19 protein-coding genes, 1 pseudogene, 1 CRISPR repeat array and 1 riboswitch are annotated in these 26487 nt (G+C 71.3%); of the genes and pseudogenes, 14 read left to right on the top strand and 6 right to left on the bottom strand.

Features of this window, described 5'->3' with window-relative positions:
- Nucleotides 1–5 precede the first annotated feature (5 nt).
- Nucleotides 6–2165: a glycogen debranching protein GlgX gene (gene glgX, locus ACFYT4_RS19060; RefSeq protein WP_389270099.1), complete on the bottom strand. Its 2160-nt coding sequence runs from the start codon at nucleotides 2163–2165 to the stop codon at nucleotides 6–8.
- A gap of 184 nt (nucleotides 2166–2349) precedes the next feature.
- On the opposite strand from glgX, the gene ACFYT4_RS19055 reads away from it, so the two are divergent.
- The 7 genes and pseudogenes from ACFYT4_RS19055 to ACFYT4_RS19025 form a co-directional block, all read left to right on the top strand.
- Nucleotides 2350–3576, top strand: coding sequence for an Ig-like domain-containing protein (locus tag ACFYT4_RS19055; RefSeq protein ID WP_389269896.1), 1227 nt, complete (start codon nucleotides 2350–2352; stop codon nucleotides 3574–3576).
- A 268-nt stretch (nucleotides 3577–3844) separates the two neighbouring features.
- Nucleotides 3845–5089 carry an Ig-like domain-containing protein gene (locus tag ACFYT4_RS19050; protein ID WP_389269894.1) on the top strand — a complete coding sequence of 415 codons (1245 nt, stop codon included), beginning with the start codon at nucleotides 3845–3847 and terminating at the stop codon, nucleotides 5087–5089.
- Nucleotides 5090–5209: 120 nt separating this feature from the next.
- On the top strand, nucleotides 5210–5980 hold the full coding sequence (locus ACFYT4_RS19045; RefSeq protein ID WP_389269892.1) for an enoyl-CoA hydratase/isomerase family protein: 771 nt from the start codon (nucleotides 5210–5212) through the stop codon (nucleotides 5978–5980).
- A gap of 425 nt (nucleotides 5981–6405) precedes the next feature.
- Complete coding sequence (locus ACFYT4_RS19040; protein ID WP_389269890.1) at nucleotides 6406–6930, top strand: ATP-binding protein; 525 nt, start codon at nucleotides 6406–6408, stop codon at nucleotides 6928–6930.
- A 459-nt stretch (nucleotides 6931–7389) separates the two neighbouring features.
- Nucleotides 7390–8193: a polysaccharide deacetylase family protein gene (locus tag ACFYT4_RS19035; protein ID WP_389269888.1), complete on the top strand. Its 804-nt coding sequence runs from the start codon at nucleotides 7390–7392 to the stop codon at nucleotides 8191–8193.
- Nucleotides 8193–9395 (top strand): YncE family protein, encoded by a 1203-nt coding sequence (locus ACFYT4_RS19030; RefSeq protein WP_389269885.1) that lies wholly within the window; start codon nucleotides 8193–8195, stop codon nucleotides 9393–9395. Before ACFYT4_RS19035 ends, ACFYT4_RS19030 begins: the two co-directional genes overlap by 1 nt.
- A gap of 227 nt (nucleotides 9396–9622) precedes the next feature.
- Nucleotides 9623–10261 (top strand): annotated as a pseudogene (locus ACFYT4_RS19025) (ADP-ribosyltransferase); the annotation flags it as partial.
- A 103-nt stretch (nucleotides 10262–10364) separates the two neighbouring features.
- On the opposite strand, the gene ACFYT4_RS19020 reads toward ACFYT4_RS19025, so the two are convergent.
- A complete protein-coding gene (locus ACFYT4_RS19020; protein ID WP_389269883.1) occupies nucleotides 10365–11015 on the bottom strand; it encodes a GNAT family N-acetyltransferase in 651 nt (216 codons plus the stop codon).
- Between the two features lie 95 nt (nucleotides 11016–11110).
- On the opposite strand from ACFYT4_RS19020, the gene ACFYT4_RS19015 reads away from it, so the two are divergent.
- The gene (locus ACFYT4_RS19015) at nucleotides 11111–11326 is read left to right on the top strand and encodes an EF-hand domain-containing protein (RefSeq protein ID WP_389269881.1); all 216 of its coding nucleotides are present in this window, start codon (nucleotides 11111–11113) and stop codon (nucleotides 11324–11326) included.
- A gap of 623 nt (nucleotides 11327–11949) precedes the next feature.
- Nucleotides 11950–13494: an alpha/beta hydrolase gene (locus ACFYT4_RS19010; protein WP_389269879.1), complete on the top strand. Its 1545-nt coding sequence runs from the start codon at nucleotides 11950–11952 to the stop codon at nucleotides 13492–13494.
- Between the two features lie 257 nt (nucleotides 13495–13751).
- Nucleotides 13752–14511: direct repeats of the CRISPR family, unit length 29 nt; unit sequence CGGACCACCCCCGCCTGCGCGGGGAGCAC.
- Nucleotides 14512–14890: 379 nt separating this feature from the next.
- Here the strand turns inward: ACFYT4_RS19010 and ACFYT4_RS19005 are convergent.
- From ACFYT4_RS19005 to gcvT, 4 genes are all read right to left on the bottom strand, one after another.
- Nucleotides 14891–16258 (bottom strand): L-serine ammonia-lyase, encoded by a 1368-nt coding sequence (locus ACFYT4_RS19005; RefSeq protein WP_389269877.1) that lies wholly within the window; start codon nucleotides 16256–16258, stop codon nucleotides 14891–14893.
- A 251-nt stretch (nucleotides 16259–16509) separates the two neighbouring features.
- Entirely contained in the window at nucleotides 16510–17769 is a 1260-nt protein-coding gene (gene glyA, locus ACFYT4_RS19000; RefSeq protein ID WP_389269875.1) for a serine hydroxymethyltransferase, read from the bottom strand.
- A 26-nt stretch (nucleotides 17770–17795) separates the two neighbouring features.
- Entirely contained in the window at nucleotides 17796–18173 is a 378-nt protein-coding gene (gene gcvH, locus ACFYT4_RS18995; protein WP_389269873.1) for a glycine cleavage system protein GcvH, read from the bottom strand.
- A gap of 73 nt (nucleotides 18174–18246) precedes the next feature.
- Nucleotides 18247–19371 (bottom strand): glycine cleavage system aminomethyltransferase GcvT, encoded by a 1125-nt coding sequence (gene gcvT, locus ACFYT4_RS18990; RefSeq protein WP_389269871.1) that lies wholly within the window; start codon nucleotides 19369–19371, stop codon nucleotides 18247–18249.
- A 151-nt stretch (nucleotides 19372–19522) separates the two neighbouring features.
- Nucleotides 19523–19616, bottom strand: a riboswitch (glycine riboswitch).
- 205 nt (nucleotides 19617–19821) lie between these two features.
- Here gcvT and ACFYT4_RS18985 point away from each other — a divergent pair.
- The 5 genes from ACFYT4_RS18985 (at nucleotide 19822) to ACFYT4_RS18965 (ending at nucleotide 26298) form a co-directional block, all read left to right on the top strand.
- A complete protein-coding gene (locus ACFYT4_RS18985) occupies nucleotides 19822–20490 on the top strand; it encodes an AAA family ATPase (protein ID WP_389269869.1) in 669 nt (222 codons plus the stop codon).
- Between the two features lie 363 nt (nucleotides 20491–20853).
- Nucleotides 20854–21627 carry an enhanced serine sensitivity protein SseB gene (locus tag ACFYT4_RS18980; protein ID WP_389269867.1) on the top strand — a complete coding sequence of 258 codons (774 nt, stop codon included), beginning with the start codon at nucleotides 20854–20856 and terminating at the stop codon, nucleotides 21625–21627.
- 230 nt (nucleotides 21628–21857) lie between these two features.
- Nucleotides 21858–22640: an enhanced serine sensitivity protein SseB C-terminal domain-containing protein gene (locus ACFYT4_RS18975; protein WP_389269865.1), complete on the top strand. Its 783-nt coding sequence runs from the start codon at nucleotides 21858–21860 to the stop codon at nucleotides 22638–22640.
- 748 nt (nucleotides 22641–23388) lie between these two features.
- Entirely contained in the window at nucleotides 23389–24393 is a 1005-nt protein-coding gene (locus tag ACFYT4_RS18970) for an ABC transporter permease (RefSeq protein WP_389269863.1), read from the top strand.
- A 132-nt stretch (nucleotides 24394–24525) separates the two neighbouring features.
- A complete protein-coding gene (locus ACFYT4_RS18965) occupies nucleotides 24526–26298 on the top strand; it encodes an ABC transporter substrate-binding protein (RefSeq protein ID WP_389269861.1) in 1773 nt (590 codons plus the stop codon).
- Nucleotides 26299–26487: the final 189 nt, after the last annotated feature.

The following is a 26487-nucleotide window of genomic DNA, read 5'->3' as shown; positions in this document are numbered from 1 at the left end:
GCCTCTCAGGCGGTGACCTTCAGCAGGACGACCGACCGCGCGCCCACCGGCACCGTCGTCCCGCCGCCGTACACCGTGCCCGGCGCTTCGCCCTGGTCCTCCTCGGCGGTGTCGACGAGCACCTCGTACGACGATGCCCACGGCTCCCCCGGAAGCCGGAAGTCCACCGCGCCGCCACCCGCGTGCAGGATCACCAGAAAGCTGTCGTCCGTGATCTGCCGCCCGCGGGCGTCCCGGCCGGGTATGTCCCGCCCGGAGAGATAGAAGGCGACCGTGGCCGAGGGCGCGTACCAGTCCTGTTCGGTCGCCTCCGTGCCGTGCGCGGTGAACCAGGCCAGATCCCGCAGCCCGTCCGCCGTGTGCGCCCGGCCGGAGAAGAAGGCGCGGCGGCGCAGCACCGGATGGTCCCGGCGCAGGGCCAGCAGCCGGACGGCCAGGGCGAACAGCCCGCGCGGACCCGGATGCTCCAGAAGCGACCAGTCGACCCAGCTGACCTCGTTGTCCTGGCAGTACGCGTTGTTGTTGCCGCCCTGCGTACGGCCCATCTCGTCGCCCGCGACCAGCATCGGGACACCCGTGGAGACCAGCAGGGTGGTGAGCAGATTGCGCAGCTGCCGCCTGCGCAGCGCGTTGACCGCCGGGTCGGCGGTCTCCCCCTCGGCGCCGCAGTTCCAGGAGCGGTTGTCGTTGGTGCCGTCGCGGTTGGACTCGCCGTTGGCCTCGTTGTGCTTGTGCTCGTAGCTCACCAGGTCGCGCAGGGTGAAGCCGTCGTGCGCGGTGACGAAGTTGACGGACGCGTACGGCCGCCGTCCACCCCACGCGTACAGATCGCTGGAACCGGACAGCCGGTAGCCGAGGTCGCGGACGTCGGGCAGCGCGCCGCGCCAGAAGTCCCGTACGGCGTCTCTGTAGCGATCGTTCCATTCCGTCCACAGGGGCGGGAAGGCGCCCACCTGGTAGCCGCCCGAGCCCACGTCCCACGGCTCGGCGATCAGCTTCACGCGCCGCAGCACCGGGTCCTGCGCGATCACCGCCAGGAAGGGGGAGAGCATGTCGACGTCGTGCATCGAGCGCGCGAGCGCCGCCGCCAGATCGAAGCGGAAGCCGTCGACTCCCATCTCGCTCACCCAGTACCGCAGCGAGTCGGTGATCAGCCGCAGCACCTGCGGCTGCACCACATGGAGGGTGTTTCCGCAGCCGGTGTAGTCGCGGTACGCCCGGGGGTCGTGCTGGAGGCGGTAGTAGCCGCGGTTGTCGATGCCCCGCAGCGAGAGCGTGGGGCCCAGCTCACCCGCCTCGGCCGTGTGGTTGTAGACCACGTCGAGGATGACCTCGATCCCCGCCGCGTGCAGCGCCCGCACCATCCGTTTGAACTCGCCGACCTGCTGTCCCCGTGTCCCGCTCGCCGAGTACGCGGCGTGCGGGGCGAAGTAGCCGATGGAGTTGTACCCCCAGTAGTTGCGGAGGTTCCGCTTCAGCAGGTGGTCCTCATGGGCGTACTGATGCACCGGCAGCAGTTCGACGGCGGTCACCCCGAGGCGTACGAGATGGTCGATCGCCGCCGGGTGCGCCAGGCCCGCGTACGTGCCCCGCAGCTCCCGGGGAACCCCCGGGTGCAGCCTGGTGAACCCCCGTACGTGCAGTTCGTAGACGACGGAGTCCGCCCACGGCGTCTTGGGCCTGCGGTCGTCCATCCACTCGTCGCCGGGGGAGTCGTCGTGGACCACGACCCCCTTGGGGACGTACGGAGCCGAGTCGCGGTCGTCGCGCACGGTGTCCGCGACATGCTGCTGCGGCCAGTCGCGGACATGCCCGTACACCTCGGGCGGCAGCGAGAAATCGCCGTCCACGGCGCGCGCGTAGGGGTCGAGCAGCAGCTTCGCCGGGTTCCAGCGGGCCCCCGTCCAGGGGTCCCAGCGTCCGTGCACCCGGTAGCCGTACCGCCTGCCGGGGCGGACACCGGGGACGAAGCCGTGCCAGATCTCGTGCGTCAGCTCGGTCAGCGGCAGCCGGGACTCGGTGACCCGCCCGCCCTCGTCGTCGAAGAGGCACAGCTCGACGGCCTGTGCCCCGGCGGCCCAGAGCGCGAAGTTGGTACCCGCGACCCCGTCCGGGCCCACCCGGAATCTGGCCCCCAGCGGGGTCGGCGACCCCGGCCACACCATCGGCCCGGACTCGGCTGCGCTCGACACCTGCGGCCTCCCGCGGCTCGTGGGGACCGCGGGCGGCCGGTGGCACGGCGTCCCGGCCGCTCCACCGCGCGTGGTCCTCCCACCTGTTCTGCCCGTACTGCCCTTCTCCCAACATCCGCCCACGTTTCCCCCGGAGGTCCGTGATCGTTGGGTGGGCGTGAGACACGTACTGAAGCGGGCAGGGCGGGGCGCGGCCGTCGCCCTGACATGGGCAGGACTGATGGCCGGGCTCTCCGGCTGCACCGACGGGACCCTCAACATCAGCAGCAAGCAGCGGTCGGTCGAGGACACCATTCGGGTGGTTCCCGGGGACGGGGCCAGGGGCGTCGCCCTCGGGACCCCCCTCCAGGTGCGGCTGCCCAGCGGGCGGCTCGAACGGGTCAGGGTCACCCAGATCGAGGACGAGGCCCCCACCGAGGTCCCCGGCCGGATCTCCGAGGACGGGCTGCGCTGGAACCCCGCCCCGGGGGCCGGCCTGAGCCTCGCCGCCAAGTACAGCGTCGATGTGGTGGCCATCGACGGACACGGCCGCCGGACGGCCCGTCACACCACCTTCACCACCGAGGTTCCCGACCACCGGTTCATCGGCTACTTCAAACCGGAGAACCGCTCCACCGTCGGCACCGGCATGATCATCTCCTTCGACTTCAACCGGAAGATCACCGACCGGGCCGCAGTGGAACGGGCCATCCGGGTCACCTCCGAACCGCAGGTCGAGGTCGCGGGCCACTGGTTCGGCGGGGACCGGCTCGATCTGCGCCCCGAGGAGTACTGGACCCCGGGCACCAAGGTCACCGTCGACCTGCGGCTGCGGGACGTCGAGGCCGCACCGGGCGCGTACGGCATCCAGGACAAGACCGTCTCCTTCACGGTCGGGCGCTCCCAGATCTCCCTGGTGGACGCCGAGGCGAAGACGATGCAGGTACGGCGTGACGACACCGTCCTCGCGACCGTGCCGATCACCGCGGGAGGGCCCAAGTCGACGACGTACAACGGCAAGATGGTCGTGAGCGAGCTGTTCGACGTGACCCGGATGAACGGTGCGACGGTCGGTTTCACCGACTCCACCGGCAAGGGTGAGTACGACATCAAGGATGTGCCGCACGCGATGCGGCTGACCGACTCGGGCACCTTTCTGCACGGCAACTACTGGGCCGAGCCCGAGATCTTCGGCTCGGTGAACGTCAGCCACGGCTGTGTCGGGCTGCGCGATGTGAAGGGCGGCGACGGGGACACCCCGGCGGGCTGGTTCTTCGACCGGACGCTGATCGGGGACGTCGTCGAAGTGGTCAACTCGCGGGACAAGACCGTCGATCCCGCGAACGGGCTGAGCGGCTGGAACATGGACTGGAAGTCCTGGAAGGAGGGCTCCGCCCTGCGCTGATCCCTCAGCGGGGCTCCCGCGCCGGCACCCCGAGACGGCCTCCCGGACCGGTGCGCGAGACGGCCTCCCGCGCCCCGCCGGTCTCCCCCGGCCCGCCCCCCACTCCGTACTCCCTCCGGTCCCTGAGCAGGCGGACCGGTTGGGACGGAACAGTGACAATCACGGGAACATTCAACTACCCCGGGTGTGATTGTCTGTCGAAGTGCGTACGAGAGTCGCACGGGGGAGCGGGCCGTGGCGGGGCCAGGCCGTGTGAGGGGAGACCGGAGTGAATGGGCATCCGATATCGGGGGGCACGGTCGGCGCCGGACGCGGACGTGGGGGTTCCGCGCTGCTGGCGCTGATGGTCGGGGCGCTGCTGGTACTGGTCACGGCCTGCGGGGGCGGGGGCTCCGGCAAGGGCGGTGACGGCAAGGAGCGCAAGGACGGCGGCAAGGTCGGGAACTCGGCCTCGAAGGCCGTGGTCACGGTCTCGCCCAAGGACGGCGCCACCGCGGTCGCCACCAGCGGCGTACTGAAGGTCACCGCGGCCAACGGCAAGCTCAGCGCGGTCACGGTCCAGGACGACGAGGGAGCGGCGGTCGAGGGCAAGATCTCGGCGGACGGCGGCTCCTGGCAGCCGACGCACCATCTGGCCGGCTCCACCCGGTACAAGGTGCACGCGATCGCCAAGGACGGCGAGGGCCGTGAGTCCGCCAAGGACACCACCTTCACCACGCTCGTACCGAAGAACACCTTCATCGGCCACTACACGCCGGAGAACGGCTCGACCGTCGGCGTCGGTATGCCGATCAAGATCAAGTTCACTCGGGGGATCACCGACCCGGAGGCCGTCGAGAAGGCCATCAAGGTGACCGCCGTGCCGTCCGTGCCGATCGAGGGCCACTGGTTCGGCAACGACCGGCTCGACTTCCGCCCGGAGAAGTTCTGGGCGCCGGGCACCAAGGTGACCGTGAAGCTCAACCTCGACGGCGTCGAGGGCCGCCCGGGGGTCTACGGCAAGCAGGCCAAGACGGTCTCCTTCACCATCGGCCGCAGCCAGGTCTCCACCGTGGACGCCACATCCAAGCGGATGGTCGTCGTCCGGGACGGCAAGGAGATCAAGAACATCCCGATCACCGCGGGCGCGCCGGCGACCACCACGTACAACGGCACGATGGTCATCAGCGAGAAGCACAAGGTGACCCGCATGAACGGCGCGACCGTCGGCTTCGGCGGCGAGTACGACATCAAGGACGTGCCGCACGCGATGCGCCTGTCCGACTCGGGCACCTTCATCCACGGCAACTACTGGGCCTCGTCCGGCACCTTCGGCTCGCAGAACGTCAGCCACGGCTGTGTGGGGCTGCGTGACGCCCGGGGCGCGGGCGACGGAGGCACCCCGGCCGCCTGGTTCTACGACCGTTCGCTCCTCGGCGACGTGGTGATCGTCAAGAACTCGAAGGACAAGCAGATCGCTCCCGAAAACGGTCTCAACGGCTGGAACATGCCGTGGTCGGAGTGGATCAAGTAGCTCTCCCGTCCCCGGGGCCCCGCGGCGCAGCACGCGCGCGGGGCCCCGGGCCGTTGTCCCGGGCCCGGTGTGAGCCACCGCACTGGGCCTCTTTGCGTTAGCCGCGGTTAACCTGCCTCCATGACGACTGTGAAACTTGAGGTCTCCGAAGGCGTCGGCACCATCCGACTGGACCGCCCGCCGATGAACGCGCTGGACATCGCCGTCCAGGACCGCCTGCGTGAGCTGGCCGACGAGGCGAGCCGCCGCGACGACGTACGGGCGGTGATCCTGTACGGCGGCGAGAAGGTGTTCGCGGCGGGCGCGGACATCAAGGAGATGCAGGTCATGGATCACGCCGCGATGGTGGTGCGCTCCCGCGCGCTCCAGGAGGCGTTCACCGCGGTCGCCCGTATCCCCAAGCCCGTCGTCGCGGCCGTCACCGGCTACGCGCTCGGCGGCGGCTGCGAGCTGGCGCTCTGCGCCGACTTCCGGATCGCGGGCGACAACGCCAAGCTCGGTCAGCCGGAGATCCTGCTGGGCGTGATCCCGGGGGCGGGCGGCACCCAGCGCCTCGCCCGGCTGGTCGGCCCGTCCAGGGCCAAGGACCTCATCTTCACGGGCCGTCAGGTCAGGGCGGACGAGGCGCTCGCGATCGGTCTGGTGGACCGGGTCGTCCCCGCCGCCGAGGTCTACGAGCAGGCCCACGCCTGGGCCGCGAAGCTCGCCCAGGGGCCCGCGCTCGCGCTGCGCGCCGCGAAGGAGTGCGTCGATGCCGGTCTGGAGACCGATATCGAGACGGGCCTCGCGATCGAACGGAGCCTGTTCGCCGGTCTGTTCGCGACGGAGGACCGGGAGCGCGGGATGCGGAGCTTCGTGGAGGAGGGACCGGGCAAGGCCACGTTCGTCTGAGGTCCCGGCCTGGGGGCCCGGGTCACCGTCAGGGGGTCCGGAAGGTACGGGAGTCGGGACGGCGCGACCGGGGCCGGGCTCTGCTTCCCGGGTCTCCCGGGCCGCCGGAGCCCGGGCCGGTCGGGCGTCCTCTCCGAGTCCCGGGGCGGGCTCCCGGACGGGGGACGGGGTGCCCGGCCCCGGGCTCCGGCGGCCCCGGGCGCTGTGCGATCCTTAGCCGAGCCTTAAGGGAGCATTAAGGAATCCGGGGTATTCCCGGACCGTAGGCTCCTATTGACAGGGTGTCAGTGCAGCTCGGAGTGGGCAGGAGTGCTCGTATGGGGCCGCTGTCATATGCCAACACAGGTACTCGGAACGGGCAGTTCCGGGATTCTCATTCCGCTGGAACGGCCACGGAATCCGCGACCAGCGGCCATGATGGGGGCATGGCGGGCCTCGAAGGTGTGGAACAACCGCGGGAGCGCGGCAGCGCTGTCGCAACGCGGTGGGTGACGGCCATCGAGGACGAACAGACCCTGAAGTCGCTGGAGTTGTTCGGGAATCCCACCGAGGAAGAGGTCCGTCTCCCATCCCGTCCCGAGTCCGCGGCCACCGCCCGCCGGCTGACGCACTCGGTCGTGGTGCGCCAGTGGGCGCTGTCCGCGCAGATCGCCGAGAACGCGGTCCTGCTCGTCTCCGAACTGGTGGGGAACGCGGTCCGGCACACCGGCGCCCGTGTCTTCGGGCTGCGGATGACACGCCGCCCCGGCTGGATCCGGGTGGAGGTCCGGGACCCCTCGCGCGGACTGCCCTGTCTGCTGCCGGTCCAGCCGATGGACATCAGCGGGCGCGGGCTCTTTCTCGTCGACAAGCTCTCGGACCGGTGGGGCGTGGATCTGCTGCCGCGCGGCAAGACGACCTGGTTCGAGATGCGGGTGCCCCAGCGGCACTCGGCCTCGCCGCCCGGCTGACGGACACCCGGCGCGCGGGTGCCGGGGAGCCTCGGGGTGCGCCGGCGCCCGGGAGGTCCCGGCCCGGCATCTGATCCCGGGTGCACAGAAGCCCCCGTACCGGCCGGGGGTGGCGGCGCGCCGGGGGCTTCTGTGGAGCGCCGTGGAATGGGGGGTGTTTCCACGGCCGCTGTCGACGACCGAGCCCGGGTCGGAGGCGGTCGTGCTCTCGACTATGCCAGACCGGACCGCCGTACCCAAATCCCCCACTCCGGCATAGCTCGTAAAGTGTGACACATCGGTGATCAATCACAGGTGAAATGACCGCCTGGCCTGGCAAGTATCGAGCATGGTCCGTCGGTGGTGTGTATTCCGATGCTTCGCCTCGTCGTGCGCATGTCGAGCGATCCTAGCTCGCAAAACTACCTGAATTGGGGTAATCGTTACTTTTTTCTGATGTTGTATCTACTGTCCTCTCCCGTGACCCCGATCGACCGCCGCCGCGCGCTGCACGCCGGAGCGGGGGTCGCCGTCGCGGGCGCTCTCGCCACGAGCTGCGCCGACGACGGCGGTCCCGCCCCGGCCGCGCCCGCGGCACCCGCCGCCTTATCCCCGGCCCCCTCCCCGGGCCGCGCCCGCGACGCCCGTCCCGCCGCCGCGCCCGCGGCCCGCCGCTTCCCCGGACGGCCCGCGCAGATCACCCACGGCCCCCGGGACCGCGATCGGGTGGCCCTCACCTTCCACGGCGCCGGCGACCCCGCCACCGCGGACGCGCTACTCACCGAGGCCGAGCGCGCCGGCGCCCGGGTCACCGTGCTCGCCGTCGGCGACTGGCTCGACGAGCACCCCCGCTTCGCCCGCCGGATCCTCGACGGCGGCCACGACCTGGGCAACCACACCCGGCGCCACCTCGCGATCAACGAGATGTCCGAGGCCGACGCGTACGCCGAGATCACCGGCTGCGCCGAGCGGCTGCGCAGGCTCACCGGCTCCATCGGCACCTGGTTCCGCCCCTCCCGTACGCAGTACGCGACCCCCCTCGTCATCCGGCTCGCCCGGCGCGCCGGCTACCCGCACGTCCTCTCGTACGACCTGGACTCCCTCGACTCCACCTCGCCCGGCGCCACGGCCGTGACCCGTACCGTCGCCGGGCGGATCCAGCGCGGATCGGTGGTCAGCCTCCACTTCGGCTACGCGGACACGGTCGCCGCACTGCCCGCCCTCCTCGACGACCTCCACCGGCGCGGACTGCGCGCGGTGACCACCACGGAGCTGCTGAGCTGATGCACCCGAGAACCCCCCTGAGACTGACCCGGCGGACCGGCGCCCTGCTCGCCGGGGCCCTGATCGCCGTGCTCGCCGGCTGCGGCACCGGCGGCGACCGGGGCCTACGCGCCGACGGCACCGAGGCGGGCGAGACCAAGGCCGTCGCGTCCAAGCGGCCGGCGGCCCGCGCCGGACTGCCCGGGATGCCCCCGGTCACCGACCCCAAGGACATCTACGCCGCCGACCGGCCGGGCAGGCTCTCGCCCGTGGTCAGGGAGTTCCCGTCGAAGGTGTACGTCCCCAACACCAAATCCAACACGGTCTCCGTCATCGACCCCGCCACCTACAAGGTCGTCGAGACGATCCCCGTCGGCATCCAGCCCCAGCACGTCGTCCCCTCCTGGGACCTCAAGACGCTGTGGGTCAACAACAACCGGGGGCACACGCTCACCCCGATCAACCCCGCGACCGGCAAGGCGGGCAAGGCGGTGGAGGTCCACGACCCGTACAACCTCTACTTCACGCCCAATGGCAAGTACGCCGTCGTCATGGCCTCCATGGACCGCGAACTCGTCTTCCGCGATCCGCACACCATGGAGCGGAAGAAGACGGTCCCGGTCACCTGCTTCGGCGTCAACCACGCCGACTTCTCCGCCGACGGCCGGTACTTCGTCGTCTCCTGCGAGTTCTCCGGCGAGCTGCTGAAGGTCGACACCGAGAAGATGGAGGTCGTCGGCCAGCAGAAGCTGCCCTTCGACGGCGCGATGCCGCAGGACGTGAAGCTCTCCCCGGACGGCAAGACGTTCTACATCGCCGACATGACGGCGCACGGCATGTGGGCGCTGGACGGCGAGAAGTTCACCACCCCCACCCTGCTGCCCACCGGCAAGGGCTGCCACGGCCTCTACATCAGCCGTGACTCCAAGGAGATGTACGTCTCCAACCGCGGTGAGGGATCCATCTCCATCTTCGACTTCACCAAGAACGGGCTGACCAAGAAGTGGTGGCTGCCCGACGGCGGCAGCCCCGACATGGGCGGGGTCTCGGCGGACGGCAAGGTGCTGTGGCTGTCGGGGCGCTACGACTCGGAGGTGTACGCGATCGACACGAAGACGGGCAAGCAGCTGGCCCGTATCCCCGTCGGCGGCGGTCCCCACGGGCTCGCCGTCTATCCGCAGCCGGGCCGCTACTCCCTCGGCCACACCGGAGTCTTCCGCTGAGGCATCCTCGCCCGGCCGTCCGGCCACCGCGAGACACCCGCGACCCGCTGTACGAGGCCCGACCCGCCGTACGAGGCCCGACCCGCCGTACGACACGCGACCCCGCCGTACGACACGCGGCGGCCGACCCGCCGTCCCGACCCCTGTCCGTCACCCCGCCGCTCAACTCGCCCACCCACGAGTGAGGTTGCCCGGCCCGGTGCCGCACGGCCGAGAGAGTGATCTTCATGATGACCACTCGACCGCGGCGCCGGGCCGCCGTTCTCGCCCTGACCCTGTCCGCCGCTCTCGCCCCCGCCGCCACCTCGGCCGCCACCGCACCCGCCGAGCGGGCCGTACCGCGGCCCGCCGCCGCGTCCGGGCCGAGCGCCGTCAAGGCCGCCCCCGCCAACTCCTGCCCCGCGGTCGGCGACCGCCTCTACGCCGCCGCCGACCGCCGCGTCGACATCGGCCGGATCACCCCCGACCCCGCCTGGCGCACCACCTGCGGCCAGCTCTACCGCTCGGACGGCCGGGGTCCCGAGATCGTCTTCGAGGAGGGTTTCCACCCCAAGGCCCCCCTCGACGGCCAGTACGACATCGAGAAGTACGTCCTCGTGAACCAGCCGTCGCCGTACGTCTCGACCACGTACAACCACGACCTCTACAAGTCCTGGAAGAGCGGCTGGAACTACTACATCGACGCCCCCGGCGGAGTCGACGTCAACAAGACCATCGGCGACACGCACAAGTACGCCGACCAGGTCGAGGTGGCCTTCCCCGGCGGTGTCGCCCGCGAGTTCATCGTCGGGGTGTGCCCGGTCGACAAGGCCAAGAAGACCGAGATCATGAACGAGTGCCGGGACAACCCGTACTACGTGCCCTGGCGGAACACCTACCCGGCCGCCACCACCACGGCCCAGTCCGCACCGGCCGACTCGGCCCCGGCCCCGGCGTCCGCAGGCTCGGCCCAGGCCGCCCAGGTCCCCGCTACGACAGGCTCCCATTAGCCGACAGCAGGGCCTCCGAGCCGACCGCCCGGAACCCCGCCCGCTGGAACGCCCGCACACTGCGGGCGTTCCCCGGCGCCACCTGCGCCCACACCGCCGCGTCCGGCACCAGATGCCGGGCCGCCCGCGCCAGCGCCACCCCGAGCCCGCGGCCCCGGGCGTCCTCGTCCACCTCGACCGCGCACTCCCAGCGGCCCGCGAGACCCCGCCCGAGGACCACCACCCCGCCGTCGGCCGCCCACACCCGTACACCGTCGCGGTACGCGAGCGCCCGCGCCACCCTCGGATGCCCCGGGTCCCCGATCTCCCGCAGCTCCACCTCCGGCGGGCCCGGCAGCGCCTTCGCCACCGTCGTCAGATCGATTGTGCTCATCGTGCGGCCGGTGCGCGCCAGCAACTCCGCCAGGAACACCGGGTTCATCGCCGCGGCCAGCGGATCCGACGGGGCGGCCGCGAGCCGCTCCCGTACCCATGCGGGATCCTCGTCCGTGAAGACCACCGAGTGGGCGGTGAAGGCGAGCACACCCGCGTCGCGCGCGTTCGGCTGCCCGATCACGCTCGTGGTGCCGTCCGGCGCGGGGAACTCCCCGCGCGCCGCCGCCTCAAGGATCCGCCCCAGCTCATCGCTCATACGCCCATCGTGCCCCGCACACCCTGGGACCGGGCGGGCGGGATCCCCGGATAATCTGACATCGTCATTCGGTGCACCTAGGAGGGGCGAGAGCAGTGGTGGACAAGGAAGAGGCCCGCAGGGCGTTCGACCGGTACGACCTGAACGGCGACGGTCTGATCACGGCGGCGGAGTACAAGAGTGTGATGGCGCAGCTGGGCGACTTCAACGTCACCGAGCCGGTCGCCGAAGCGGTGATCAGGACGAAGGACGCCAACGGGGACGGGGTGCTCACCTTCGAGGAGTTCTGGAACTCCCTCAACAAGGGCTGACAGCCCTTCGCGGCCAGGGCTGACGGAACTCCCTCGGCGAGGGGCGCGACGGCTGAAGCCTCCCGCCTCTCCACCGGCCGGCGCGCGGGACCGTGCCGGTCGCACGCCCTGCGGCCAGCGGCCGCTCCCGGGCTCCGTCGGCCCGTGGCCGTCTTCGCCGGTTTCCGGACCACCGCCCCCGCAGGGCTGGTTGCCCTGTCGGTGACGGCGGTACCGCCGGTGCGGGTTGCCGGGCCGGTGACGGCCGTGCTGCCGGTGACGGCCGTGGCGCGCCCCGGTCCTCGGGTTGGCACCGCCGGTACTCCCGGCGCCGTGGACACCTGCGGCTTCCGGCGCACCGCGCCGCTGTGGGCGGCCGCCTTCGTGGCGGCCGCCCACTCGCGTCCGGCCCCGCATCGCGCATCTGCGGCCTCCGCCGCCGGCGGGCGGACAGGGGACAGGGGGCTGTCGGAGGTGGCGGTTTTCGGCCTCTGGCCCCGATCCGCCGCACCCGGTGGTGTACTCGAACTTCCCGTCGCCGGAACGGAGTTCGAGAACCGGCGTCCGGGTGAATGATGTGCGGGGACGGCCCGTCACGACAGGGCCGACCCGTCTCGCACGCCGAACGGAAGGATCCCCCCACCGTGCAGGTAAGACGTTTCGCTCCCGCGCTCGCGGTGAGCATGATGGCGACGCTGGCACCGGCGCTCGTCTCGGCTCCGGCCACCGCCTCACCCACCCCGCGCGCGGTCCCCACGGCCGCGTACGCACAGCAGAAGGTCACCTGGCAGAAATGCCGCGCCGACCTGCCGCCCTCGCTGGAATGCGCCACGGTGAAGGCGCCGCTGGACTACCGGCGCCCGCGCGGCGCACAGCTCGACATCGCGATATCCCGGATCGCGGCGACCGACCCCGCCAAGCGGCGCGGTGTGCTGCTCATCAACCCCGGCGGCCCCGGCGTCTGGGGGCTCGACATGCCCGCCTACCTCCACGGGGCCTTCCCCGCCTCCGTACTGGAGCGGTACGACCTCATCGGGTTCGACCCCCGGGGCGTCGGCAGCAGCGCGCCGATCACCTGCGGACTCTCCCCCGAGGAGCTGGACGGGGAACGCCCGTACAAGCCGGAGACCTTCGCCCGCCATGTCGCCCTGACCCGCGGTATCGCGGACAAGTGCCGCGACAAGTACGGCGAGGACACCCTCAGGCAGTTCACCACCCGTAACACCGCCCGGGACATGGAGGTGATCCGGGCAGCGCTCGGAGAGCGGAAACTCAACTTCCTGGGGTACTCCTACGGCACCTACCTCGGGGCCGTCTACGCCCAGATGTTCCCCCGGCGCGTCGACCGGTTCGTCCTCGACAGCGCGGTCGACCCCGCCGGCGCGTGGCACGGGAGCTTCAAGATCTGGGCGCCCGAAGCGGAGCGGGCGTTCAAGCGGTGGACCGAGTGGACGGCCGCGCGTTCGGCCACGTACGGACTCGGCGACACCCCGGCCGCGGTCTCCCGGACCTTCTGGGACATCGTCGCCCGGGCCGATCGCGAGCCCGTCCTGCTGGGCGGCACCCGCTACAGCGGCACCCAACTCCGGGCCGCGCTGCGCACCACCTTCTTCAAGCCGCGCCTCGGCGCCGAGTGGGTGGTGAACCTGAAGAAGGCGGCGGCCGGTGAACCCACTCCGGACCTGCCGGCCCCCTACCCCTGGGACGACAACGCCACCTCCATGTTCTGGACCGTGGTATGCGGCGACACGCCCTGGTCGAAGGACCCGGAGAGCTACCGCCGTGACGCGGTCCGTGACGCGGTCCGCTATCCGCTGTACGGGGACCACGCCTCCAACATCGCGCCCTGCGCGTTCTGGGGGAGGACCGCCGAACCCGCCACCGAGATCGACAACGACGTTCCCGCGCTGATCCTCCAGAACGAGTGGGACTCGCAGACCCCGCTGTCGAACGCCCACGGTCTGCGGCGCGCCCTGGAGGGCTCCCGGATGGTGACGGTCGACGAGGGCGAGGGCCACGGCGTGTACGGGACGCTCGTCAGCGACTGCGCCGAGCAGGTCGCCAACACCTATCTGACGACCGGCCGCCTTCCCGCGAAGGACGTCGTCTGCGCGGCGAATCCCGCGCAGCAGCAACAGCGCAAGGGCACCAAGGTCCCGGTTCCGGTACGGGGGCCGCTGGCGCCCTGACCGCCGCGCCTCCCGGTGGCGGGCTTCGGACCGGCCCGCTGATCCGGCGCCGGACCGGGTGGGTTCCCAAGACGCCGTGCACCTCGGGTACGTCGGTACGCCGGATGCCTCGGTTGCCTCAAGTACCCCGGGTGTCGGCCGGGTGCCCGGTCTGGTCGGCGACGGTCGCGGGTTCCGCTGTCGGCGGGATCCGCGACCGCGCTTCCGCACCCCGGTGCGGAACGGAGCGCGCGATACGGAATCCCACGCCGTCGATCCGGACCACCCCCGCCTGCGCGGGGAGCACGCGCTCGCCATTTCCTCCAGGTACGGCTGAGCCGGACCACCCCCGCCTGCGCGGGGAGCACTCCGGTACGGCCACGGCGAACGCTGCTGCTTCAGGACCACCCCCGCCTGCGCGGGGAGCACTCAGCGAGCGCATGGTGCTCGCCGGACTCCTGCGGACCACCCCCGCCTGCGCGGGGAGCACGTCCTGAACCTGACCGGACAGCTCCTCAACTACGGACCACCCCCGCCTGCGCGGGGAGCACGGCAAGGAGACCGAGGCCGACGGGACGATCCGCGGACCACCCCCGCCTGCGCGGGGAGCACTCCTGAAGCGCCTCCCGCGCGCACGCCTCGGCCGGACCACCCCCGCCTGCGCGGGGAGCACGTGGATCAGGCCGGAACCGGCTCGCCCTTGGCGGACCACCCCCGCCTGCGCGGGGAGCACCCGGCCGTGAAGGACCCGGAGCTGGGCAATCTCGGACCACCCCCGCCTGCGCGGGGAGCACGCCTGCCCGCCGTCATCACCCCCGTACGAACCCGGACCACCCCCGCCTGCGCGGGGAGCACCCGTCGACAACACGAACGACAGCGTTACCCGCCGGACCACCCCCGCCTGCGCGGGGAGCACGAACCAGCCCACCCAGCCCGACAGCCAGACGGCGGACCACCCCCGCCTGCGCGGGGAGCACAGCCGGACCGGGACCTGGATGGTGCGGGTGCCCGGACCACCCCCGCCTGCGCGGGGAGCACTCTTCCTGAGCTGCGGTGTCAGAGGGGCTTTGCCGTTGTTTTGCCTTGAGGTGGGTGCACAGTTTCATGGTGGCAGAGGGATGCGGTCGCGTGGCCCGCAGCCAGGAGTTGCTCGACAGCGGTACTCGGGCCCGCCGGGAGGGGCCGGGCCAAGGGAACCTGGACCAACACCCCCGGAAGTCCGGGAACACCATCGTGTGGTGAGCGAGCCCTCGGGGGCACCGCCGGCCCTTGCAGGGCCATGAGGGGGTCACCCGACCCCTGGTGGCGACCTGGCCGAGGAAGGGTGAGAGCAGCACCGTCTCCTCGGGCGACAGGGCCTGGACTTCGTCGAGGTGCAGCGTCGGCAGACAGAGGCGCGCTGGTCAAGCCCCGGACCTCAGCACTCGATGATGTTCACCGCGAGCCCGCCCCGCGCCGTCTCCTTGTACTTCACGGACATGTCGGCGCCGGTGTCCTTCATGGTCTTGATGACCTTGTCGAGGGAGACGAGGTGGCTGCCGTCGCCGCGCATCGCCATCTTCGCGGCGGTGACGGCCTTCACCGCTGCCATGCCGTTGCGTTCGATGCAGGGGATCTGGACGAGGCCGCCGACCGGGTCGCAGGTGAGGCCGAGGTTGTGCTCCATGCCGATCTCGGCCGCGTTCTCGACCTGTTCGGGGGTGCCGCCGAGGACCTCGGCGAGGGCGCCCGCGGCCATGGAGCAGGCGGAGCCGACCTCGCCCTGGCAGCCGACCTCGGCGCCGGAGATGGAGGCGTTCTCCTTGAAGAGCATGCCGATGGCGCCGGCGGCGAGCAGAAAGCGGACGATGCCGTCCTCGTCGGCGCCGGGGACGAAGTTCATGTAGTGGTGCAGGACGGCGGGGATGATGCCGGCCGCGCCGTTGGTGGGGGCGGTGACGACCCGGCCGCCCGCCGCGTTCTCCTCGTTCACGGCCATGGCGTAGAGGGTGATCCACTCCATCGCGCGGGCCGCGGGGTCGCCCTCGGCGCGCAGCTGGCGGGCCGAGTTGGCGGCGCGGCGGCGGACCTTGAGGCCGCCGGGGAGGATGCCCTCGCGGGACATGCCCCGGGAGACGCACGCCTGCATGACGTGCCAGATCTCCAGCAGACCCGTGCGGATCTCGTCCTCGGTGCGCCAGGCCTTCTCGTTCTCCAGCATCAGCGCGGAGATGGAGAGCCCGGTCTCGCGGGTGAGCCGCAGCAGCTCGTCGCCCGTGCGGAAGGGGTACTTCAGCGGGGTGTCGTCGAGCTTGATCCGGTCTTCTCCGACGGCGTCCTCGTCGACGACGAAGCCGCCGCCGACGGAGTAGTACGTCTTCTCCAGGAGGGTCTCGCCCCCGGCGCCGTACGCGAGGACCGTCATGCCGTTGGCGTGGTACGGCAGGGCCTTGCGGCGGTGGAGCACCAGGTCCTCGTCGGCGTCGAAGCCGATCTCGTGCATGCCGAGGAGGCTCAGCCGGCCGGAGTCCTTGATCCGCTGGACCCGCTCGTCGGCGGTCTCGACGTCGACCGTACGCGGCGAGTCGCCCGCGAGGCCGAGCAGGACGGCCTTGGGGGTGCCGTGGCCGTGGCCGGTCGCGCCGAGCGAGCCGTACAGCTCGGCCCGTACCGAGACGGTGTGGGCCAGCAGGCCCTCGTTCTTCAGCCTGCGGGCGAACATCCGGGCGGCGCGCATCGGGCCGACCGTATGAGAGCTGGAGGGGCCGATGCCGATCGAGAACAGGTCGAAGACCGAGATGGCCACGTGAACTCCTAGGGAGGCTGGTAGACGCCGTTGTCTGCCGGGTGGTGCGGAAGAAGCGCGCGATGCGCGGGAGAAGCTCTGAGGACCCGAGCCCTGAGTGAAGAAGCTCGGAGGAGGACCGGGGTGCGGAGGTGCGGGGCGGGGCGGGGGCGGGCCGTGGTGCGCGCGGGGCCGCCGCTACGGGTGGGGGCACCGCGCTCACCGTCCAGTGTGCGCGGTGCCCCCGGGCCGCATGCGGTACTGCGTACGGGCTACAGCCCCGGGTACAGGGGGTGCTTCGCCGCCAGCGCCGACACGCGGGCGCGCAGGCCCTCGGTGTCGTACGACGGCTTCAGGACCTCGGCGATGATGTCCGCGACCTCGCGGAAGTCCGCCTCCTGGAAGCCGCGGGTGGCGAGCGCCGGGGTGCCGATCCGCAGGCCCGAGGTCACCATCGGCGGCCGGGGGTCGTTCGGGACGGCGTTGCGGTTGACGGTGATGCCGACCTCGTGGAGGCGGTCCTCGGCCTGCTGGCCGTCCAGCTCGGACGCGCGCAGGTCGACGAGGACCAGGTGCACATCCGTACCGCCGGACAGGACGGACACGCCGTGCCGCGTGACGTCGTCCTGGACCAGGCGCTCGGCCAGGATCCGGGCGCCGTCCAGCGTGCGCTGCTGGCGCTCCTTGAACTCCTCGGTGGCCGCGACCTTGAAGGAGACCGCCTTCGCGGCGATGACATGCTCCAGCGGGCCGCCCTGCTGACCGGGGAAGACCGCGGAGTTGATCTTCTTGGCCAGCTCCTGCGTGCTGAGGATCACTCCGCCGCGGGGGCCGCCCAGGGTCTTGTGGGTGGTCGTGGTCACGACATGGGCGTGCGGCACCGGGTTGGGGTGCAGCCCCGCCGCGACGAGGCCCGCGAAGTGGGCCATGTCCACCATCAGATACGCGCCGACCTCGTCCGCGATCCGGCGGAAGGCGGCGAAGTCCAGCTGGCGCGGGTACGCGGACCAGCCGGCCACGATCAGCTTCGGCCGGGACTCCTTGGCGAGCCTCTCGACCTCGGCCATGTCGACCTGGCCGGTGGCGTCGTCCACGTGGTAGGCGACCACGTTGTAGAGCTTGCCGGAGAAGTTGATCTTCATGCCGTGGGTCAGGTGCCCGCCGTGCGCGAGATTCAGGCCCATGATCGTGTCGCCCGGCTTCAGCAGCGCGAACATCGCCGCCGCGTTCGCCTGCGCGCCCGAGTGCGGCTGGACGTTCGCGTGCTCGGCGCCGAAGAGGGCCTTGATGCGGTCGATCGCGATCTGCTCGACGACGTCGACGTGCTCACAGCCGCCGTAGTAGCGGCGGCCGGGGTAGCCCTCGGCGTACTTGTTGGTGAGAACCGAGCCCTGGGCCTCCATGACCGCGACCGGAGCGAAGTTCTCCGACGCGATCATTTCGAGCGTGGACTGCTGGCGGTGGAGCTCGGCGTCGACGGCGGCGGCGACGTCCGGGTCCAGCTCATGGAGAGGGGTGTTGAGGAGCGACATCTCTGATCCCTGGAGGTCTGGTGAGGTCAGTTGCTGGAGAATTCCGCGTATTCATCCGCGGTGAGCAGGTCCTTCGGCTCCTCGCCGACCCGCACCTTGAACAGCCAGCCACCCTCGAAGGGGGCGGTGTTCACCAGCGACGGATCGTCCACGACGTTCTGGTTGATCTCGGTGACCTCACCGGAGACGGGGGAGTACAGGTCGCTGACGGACTTGGTCGACTCCAGCTCGCCGCAGGTCTCGCCCGCGGTCACCGTGACGCCGACCTCGGGGAGCTGGGCGTACACGACGTCACCGAGCGCGTTGGCCGCGAATTCCGTGATGCCGACCGTCGACACGCCGTCCTCGGCGGCCGACAGCCACTCGTGCTCCTTGCTGTAGCGAAGCTGCTGGGGGTTGCTCATGACCTGAATTCTCCTGTACGCGGGAAGTGCGGATGTACGGGCAGGGGGGTGGGACGCGACGGTGTGCCGAGGGTCACTTCCGGCGCCGGTAGAACGGCAGCGCGACGACCTCGTACGGCTCGTGGGTACCGCGGATGTCCACGCCGACACCCTCGGTGCCGGGTGCGGCGTGCGCCGCGTCCACGTAGGCGATGGCGATCGGCCGGCCCAGGGTGGGGGAGGGCGCGCCCGAGGTGACCTCGCCGATCACCCTGCCGCCGGCGACGACCTCGTATCCGGCGCGGGGGACCCGGCGGCCCTCGGCGATCAGACCGACGAGCCGGCGCGGAGGGGCGGTCTCGGCGCGCTTCGCGGCGGTGGCCAGGGCCTCGCGACCGACGAAGCGGCCGTCGTTGGAGGTCTTCTCGAACTTCACGACCCGGCCGAGACCGGCGTCGAAGGGGGTCAGCGCGGTGGTCAGCTCGTGCCCGTACAGCGGCATGCCCGCCTCCAGGCGCAGCGTGTCCCGGCAGGCCAGACCGCAGGGGACCAGGCCGGCGGCCTCACCCGCCCCGGTCAGCGCCCGCCACAGCCCCTCCGCGTGCCGCGGCTCGACGAACAGCTCGAAGCCGTCCTCACCGGTGTAGCCGGTGCGGGCGATCAGGGCCGGGACGCCCGCGACCGTGCCGGGCAGGCCCGCGTAGTATTTCAGGCCGTCCAGACCGGCGTCGGTGACGGACTTCAGGATGCCGGGGGACTCGGGGCCCTGGACGGCGATCAGCGCATAGGCGTCCCGGTCGTCGCGTACCTCGGCGTCGAAGCCGTCGGCACGCTCCGTGATGGCGTCCAGGACGATCTGGGCGTTGTCGGCGTTCGCGACCACCATGTACTCGGTGTCGCCGAGGCGGTAGACGATCAGATCGTCGAGGATGCCGCCGTCCTCCCGGCAGATCATGGTGTAGCGGGCGCGGCCGGTGCCGACGGTGCCGATGTTCCCGACCAGCGCGTAGTCCAGGAGGGCGGCGGCCTGCGGGCCGGTGACCGTGATCTCGCCCATGTGGGAGAGGTCGAAGAGGCCGGCCCTCGTGCGTACGGCGTTGTGCTCGTCGCGCTCGCTGCCGTACCGCAGGGGCATGTCCCAGCCCGCGAAATCGGTCATGGTCGCGCCGAGCGACCGGTGCAGGGCGTCAAGGGCTGTATGACGGAGGGCGGTGCTCATAGACGGGGCTCCCAGGGCATGGCCGACGAGGACGATGATCCTCCCCATCTGTCATCGGAACCTGAGAGGTTCGTCGCGACCGTACGTACAGGTGGTCGTGACTTGCACCTTGGGTGGAGCCGGCGTGAGCGGCTCGCTTTTCAGATCTGCCTCATCGCGCGCGGTACGGGGCCTGAGAGATTCAAGGGAGGATCTTGCTCCTTCGGCGTCCAGCCGGGTGGCCGGAACTCTCCCGCGCGGATTCAAGCGGCCGGTATGCAGTTGGCGGGCACATCATTGCACGCATCCCGGCTGAGTGGGGTGTACGGGCCCGACCGGTTCCGCCGGGGCCGTTCCTGGAACCGCAACACGGGGCAAGACGCTCTTCGGAGGGAAATCGGTTGTGCCGCATTACCATTTCTTTACGCTTCATGGGCAAGGGTTGTGTGAGCTGACATGGGGGAGGGTGTGATGACGTTGCAGCACTCCAGTGCTTACGCGACGACCGCGGGGGTGCCCGCTCAGCCACAGGCGCCCGTCCGGGAGCTGGCCGGGGAGCAGGCGCCCGTCCTGCGCGATCTGAGGGCCCGCTCCGGGCGCAGCCCGCGGCGGGTGATGTTCGGCGCGGGTGATCTCGTGGTGGTGTCCGGGCTGCCCGGCAGCGGCAAGTCCACCCTGATCCGGCGGGCGGCGAGCGGTTGCCGCATCGACTCGCAGGACACCCGGGACCGCTGGGACGCGCGGATGCCGAGGCTGCTGCCGTACGGGGTCTACCGGCCCTTCGTCCGCCTGGCGCACTACGCCGGGCTGCGGCGGGCGCTGCGGTCCGGGGAGAGCGTCGTCGTCCATGACTGCGGGACGCAGGCGTGGGTGCGCAGGTGGCTGGCGCGGGAGGCGAAGCGGCGGGGGACGGCCCTGCATCTGGTCCTGCTGGACGTCTCGCCCGAGATCGCGCGCCAGGGGCAGCGGCAGCGGGGGCGGGGAGTGTCGGGGTACGCGTTCGCCCGGCACCGCCGGGCCGCGGGGCGGCTGATCGCGGACGCGGAGGCGGGGAGGCTGCCGGTGGGGTGCGCGTCCGCGGTGCTGCTCGACCGTGACGCGGCGACGGTTCTCACCCGGCTGGGCTTCGGCCACGCCTGAGCCCGGGGCGCGGTCTCCTGTCGGGGACGCGGTTTCCTGTCGGGGGCGCTGCCCCCGAACCCCCGCGCCTCAATCGCCGGCGGGGCTGGTTGCGCCTGGGCCTGGACCACCCAGCCCGTCCGGCGTTTGGGGACGGACCCGTGGCCCGGGCAGCGGGCAGGCGGCGTGGGCCCCGCGGTGGGGCGCGGTCGAAGAGGCCCGGGCCGCAGGGCCATGGGCCGGGCCCGTCCGGCGACAGGGGGCGACCCCACCCGCGGGCGCGGGAACCCGGCGGCCCCGCATCGGACCCACCCGCGGCGCTAAGGTCGGGCACACGCAGTCGTACGGCGCCCGGCGCCGCCGCCGGGGGAGAGGGCCAGCAGGATGACCATTCCGGAGCAGGCGCATGCGCACCCGTACGGGGAGTGGCCCGGTAACGAGCTCGAAGAGGCGCTCGCCGCCTCCCTCGGGAACACCGCCGCCGGGGCGCGCCTCGTCGAGGTGCTCGGCCGGAGCCGCATCTGGATCCCGCTCCCCAACGGCGGGGGCCCCGAGAGCCCGGACCTCGATCTGCCCACGATGGAGATCGACGGCGGTGCCTACGTCCCCGTGTTCAGCTCCGAACAGCAGTTCATGGCCTGCGTCGGCGGCCATATGTCCTTCACGGTCGCCCCCGCCCGCGAATTCGCCCGGGGGCTGCCCCCGCAGCTCGGTATCGCCGTGAATCCCGGCGGCACGGTCGGCACCCCCCTGCCTCCGCCCGCCGTCGCCGAACTGTGCCGGGCGGGGCGTACTCCGCTGGACGGACCGGCGAGCGGCGGACGGGTACGGATGTTCGAGCCGGACTGGCAGGAGGACCCCGTCGACTTCCTGACCGCCGCGGCCGCGGAGTTCGAGGAGTCCGGTGTCGTCCTCAGCGCCCGCAGGGCACTCGCGTCCGTCGAGGGCGACCCGCCGGCGCTCTTCGTGGGCGTCCAGATCTCCTCCCTCGACCCCGACGGCCGCGCCGCTCCCCTGGACGCGCTCGGCCGCGCGCTCGGCCGGGTGCCGGTCGCCTGGCCGGTCAACCTCGTCCTGCTGGACGTGGCCCAGGACCCCGTGGCGGACTGGATGCTGGAGAAGGTGAGGCCGTTCTACCGGCGGGAACACACGTCGTAGGACGGGCCCGCTGGGCAAGGTCGCCAAGTCGGCGCCGGTACGGCCGATTAAGCTGGTTCCCGGCCCGCGCAGCGGCATCGCGGTGGGCCGGGCCTCCCGCCGGCCGGGGGGGCACGACCGGTGGAAGCCGGACGGGGCGAAGCCGGACGGACGCGGATCCGGCCGGACGGAGAAGCCGGGCGGAACAGGGCCGGACCGAGAAGACGGTCAGACAGAGGGGCGGGACCAGGGTGAGCGCGTCAGGCACCGCGGCGGCCGGGCAGGTCGAGCACATGCTCCGCCAGGTGACGCCCGGACGCTACGACGCGTACGAAGCGCTGCTCAAGGCGCTCGCCGACCCCGCGGGCGGCCAGGTCTGGATGCTGCTCTGGAACGGCCGGGCGGGCTCCCCGGACGCCCAGTACGGGAACATGGAGATCGACGGCGTCGGTTACGCCCCCTGTGTCACCTCTGCCCAGGAGCTCTCCGCCTCCGGCTGGACCCGCGCCCACGAGGTGGTCGGCGGGCTCGACATCGCCCGGGCCCTCTACCCCGACCGCTGGGGCATCTGGCTGAACCCGCACGCGCCGGGCGGAGGCGTCGGCATCCCCTGGCCGGATCTGCGGCGTATCGCCACGGGATTGGACCGGATGCCCGCGGGACCGCTGCGGCTGTCGGAGCCGGCCATCGAGATCCCGCACTTCTACGCCCTGCTGGCGCAGAACGCCCACCGCACCACCGCCGTCCGCTCGCTGCGGCGCGCGTGGGTGCAGCCCGCGCTGGGCGCCCCGTACCTCGCCATCGGGCTCGATCTGTACGACACCGGCAGGCAGTCCGTCGACGCGGTGCGCGCGATGATGCAGCAGTCGATCGGCGCGGTACCGGAGGGGCTGCCCGTCTCGACGGTCGCCATGTCGGACGAGTACGACCCGGTGACGATGTGGCTGCGGGCCAACGCCCGCCCGTTCTACGACCGCGACGCCCCGGGCGCTCCGGGCGGCGGCTACGGCTACCCCCCGCCGCAGGGCCGCTGACCCCCGGTACCGCGCCTCATCCGTACCGAACCCTCGCCCCCGTACCGAACCTCATCCGTACCGACCCTCCCTCTGACCCCCGACCGGATCCGTACGGCCCCGCCGCCCTGCGCCCGCTGACGCACCGACACCGCCCGGGGACCGCACAGATCCGCGCGGCGCAAGGGACCGTACGCACCGCCGCTGTCGCAGGGGCCGCGTCCGGTACCACCTTGGGGGAGCGCCGACACCGCCTCCGTCAGCGGCCGCTGACGGACCGGCGTCGCAGGTGGCCGCCGACCCATCGGATTCGGCCATACCCGGCCACGTGATGTGCGGCCACCGTGAAGGGGCGCACACCCCGGCTCCGTACTCCACCACGCGTTGCCGCACAACTGCCGCCCCGTTTGCACGTGTCTGCGGCGCCATGCCCTGCTCATTCCCTGGACACGATCGTGTCCGTATGGCGGGCCATGCCTCAACTTTCGCCCGTTTCAAGCCAATTGATGATCCGCTGAGTCGGAGGTCTCGTCCGGATAACGGAACACCCTGGCATGCATCACGTTTGAGCAAACATTGCTCAGGGGGTCTGGCGGGTGATCGCAGGACCGTTGAAGACTCCCGCTCCAAGAGGCGGCGCGCCCCGCGTACGGCCGGGTAACACGTCCTTCCGTACCAACTGCTCCACACGCACCGGATGTTGTGAACGAAGCCGCCGCAGCGGCGGGTACGGGCCGGTCACCTCCGGCCGAGAGGGGTCCCCACCACGATGACGGCACCATTGCACGACACCGGCGCGGACGCGGCCGAGGCCGCGCCCGGCGACGTCGCGGCGGCTGTAGTCGGGAAGCCCGTCGAGGGGCGGTCGCTGAGGCGGATCGCCTGGACCCGATTGAAGCGGGACAAGCCCGCACTGGCGGGCGGCATCGTTGTCATCTTCCTCGTTCTGGTCGCGGTCCTCGCCCCGCTGATCGTCGGTCTGCTCGGCCATCCGCCCGACGAGTTCCACCAGGACAAGATCGATCCGCTGTTCGGCACACCGATCGGCTCGTTCGGCGGGATCAGCTCGGAGCATCTGCTCGGTGTCGAGCCGAACAACGGGCGCGACGTCTTCAGCCGTATCGTCTACGGCGCCCGCATCTCGCTCCTGGTGGCCTTTCTCGCCGCCCTGGTGGCCGTGCTCCTCGGCACCGTCCTCGGCATCGTCGCCGGGTACTTCGGCGGCTGGGCCGACTCGCTCATCAGCCGGGTGATGGACATGCTGCTGGCCTTCCCGCAGCTGCTGTTCATCATCTCGCTGGTCTCCGTGCTCCCCAACGACCTGCTGGGCATGACCGGCACCAATGTCCGGATCGCGATCCTCGTCACCGTGATCGGCTTCTTCGGCTGGCCGTACGTCGGGCGCATCGTCCGCGGTCAGACGCTCTCCCTCCGGGAGAAGGAGTACATCGAGGCCGCCCGCAGCCTGGGCGCCGGCCGGCGGTACGTGCTCTTCAAGGAGCTGCTGCCCAACCTGGTGGCCCCCATCACCGTGTACGCCACCCTGATGATCCCCACCAACATCCTGACCGAGGCCGCGCTCAGCTTCCTCGGCGCCGGAGTGAGGCCGCCCACCGCCTCGTGGGGGCAGACGCTCTCCTCGGCCGTGAAGTCCTACGAGTCCGATCCGACCTTCATGGTCGTGCCCGGTCTCGCGATCTTCCTCACGGTGCTGGCCTTCAACCTCCTCGGGGACGGCGTGCGGGACGCGCTCGACCCCAAGGGCACCCGCTGACCGCTCCCGGACCCCGCGGCGCCGTCCAGGCCGCGGACAACTGAACCCGCCCCTGTCACCGATGTCAGGCGGCACACCGATGGACTCCCGGCGTCGAGCAGGGACCGCGCTATCCCGGAGGTTGCAGGAACGATGACTCCCCCACGTACGTCGAGGACCAGGCGCATCGCCGGAGCGGCACTCGCCGTGGCCGCCCTCACGGCCACCGCGGCGTGCGGCGGCGGTTCGGGTGACGGCGACAACGGCGGCAAGGGCGCCGGCTTCAACGCCGGGGCCAAGGGTGTGGCCAACCCGTCCACCAAAACCGGCGGCACACTGAAATTCATCGGCAAACAGGATCTCGACTCCGCCGACCCGCAGCGCCAGTACTACGGCATGGCCTGGGACTTCTCCCGGTTCTACGCGCGCCAGCTGGTCTCCTACGCGACCAAACCGGGCGCCGCGGGCGCCGAACTCGTGCCCGACCTCGCCAAGGCCAAGGGCGTCGTCTCCAACGGCGGCAAGACCTACACCTACCAGCTGAGGGACGGGATCACCTGGGAGGACGGCTCGCCGATCACCTCCAAGGACATCAAGTACGGCATCGAGCGCATCTGGGCCACGGACGTCATCACCGGCGGCCCGCAGTATCTGCGCCAGGTCCTCGACCCGGGGGAGGAGTACAAGGGCCCGTACAAGGACACCACCCCGGACAAGCTCGGCCTGAAGGCCGTCCAGACCCCGGACGACAAGACCATCGTCTTCAATCTGGCGACGCCCAACGGCGACTTCGAGCAGATGCTCGCCATGCCGTCCGGCTCCCCGGTGAAGAAGGACCGGGACACCGCGGCCAAGTACCAGCTGAAGCCGTTCTCCTCGGGGCCGTACAAGTTCCAGTCGTACACGCCGAAGAAGAGCATCGTCCTCGTCCGCAACGACAAGTGGCAGAAGGCGTCCGACCCGATCCGGCCCGCGCTGCCGGACAAGATCACCGTCACCATCAACACCAATCTCGAAGCGATCGACGAACTGCTGGTCAAGGGCGAGTACGACCTGGATCTGAACGCCACCGGCATGGCCCAGGCCGGCCGCACCAAGGCGCTCAAGGAGCACAAGGAGAACGTCGACAACATCGAGACGAGCTTCGTCCGCTATGTCGACATCGCCACCAAGGTCGCGCCGTTCAACAACATCGAGTGCCGCAAGGCCGTCATCTACGCGACCGACTACACCTCGCTCCAGACGGTCCGCGGCGGCCCCCAGGCCGGCGGTGAGATCGCCACGAACATGCTGCCCAAGGGCATCAAGGGTGCCGACGACTACGACCCGTACGGCATCAGGGCACGGAACGGCAAGCCGGATGTGGAAGCGGCGAAGGCGGCCCTGAAGGCGTGCGGCAAGCCCAGCGGCTTCTCCACCAACATCAGCGCCCGCAGCAACCAGCCCAACGAGGTCCAGGCGGCCGAGGCGCTCCAGCAGTCCCTGGGGGCCGTCGGCATCAGGACCGAGGTCGAGGCGATCGACGGCGCCGAGTCCGCCAGCATCACCGGTTCGCCGGCCGTGGTGAAGCGGCGCGGCCTGGGGCTGGTCATGACCGGCTGGGGCCCGGACTTCCCCACCGGCCAGGGCTTCTCGCAGCCTCTCGTCGACGGACGTTTCATCGCCGACAACGGCAACTACAACGTCTCCGAGACGAACGACCCGAAGATCAACAAGTTCTTCGACGACGCGCTCAAGGAGTCCGACCCCGACAAGGCCGGGGCGATCTACCAGCAGATGAACCACACCGTCGCGGATCTCGCCGTCCAGATGCCGTTCATCTACGAGAAGAACATCACCTGGCGCAGCTCGCGGCTCACGAACGCCTACTCCACCACGGCGTACAACGGCCGCTACGACTACGTCTCGCTGGGCGTCGCCGAGTAGCCCGCCGATCGCCCGTCTCCCCACCATCGCCCAACCGCCAGTCCCGAAGGGCAGGTGATGGCCTCGGGGGGGGGGGGGGGGGGGGGGGGGGGGGGGGGGGCGCGGGGGGGCGGCCCGCCCCCCCCCCCCCCCCCCGCGCGCCCCCCGCCCCCCGCGGGGGGGGGGGCGGGGGACAGAGTATTAGTGTGA

The sequence above is a fragment of the Streptomyces sp. NPDC004609 genome (genome assembly GCF_042873655.1).
In the GTDB taxonomy this organism is placed as follows: Bacteria; Actinomycetota; Actinomycetes; order Streptomycetales; family Streptomycetaceae; genus Streptomyces.
This window is presented reverse-complemented; position numbering and strand designations above follow the sequence as displayed.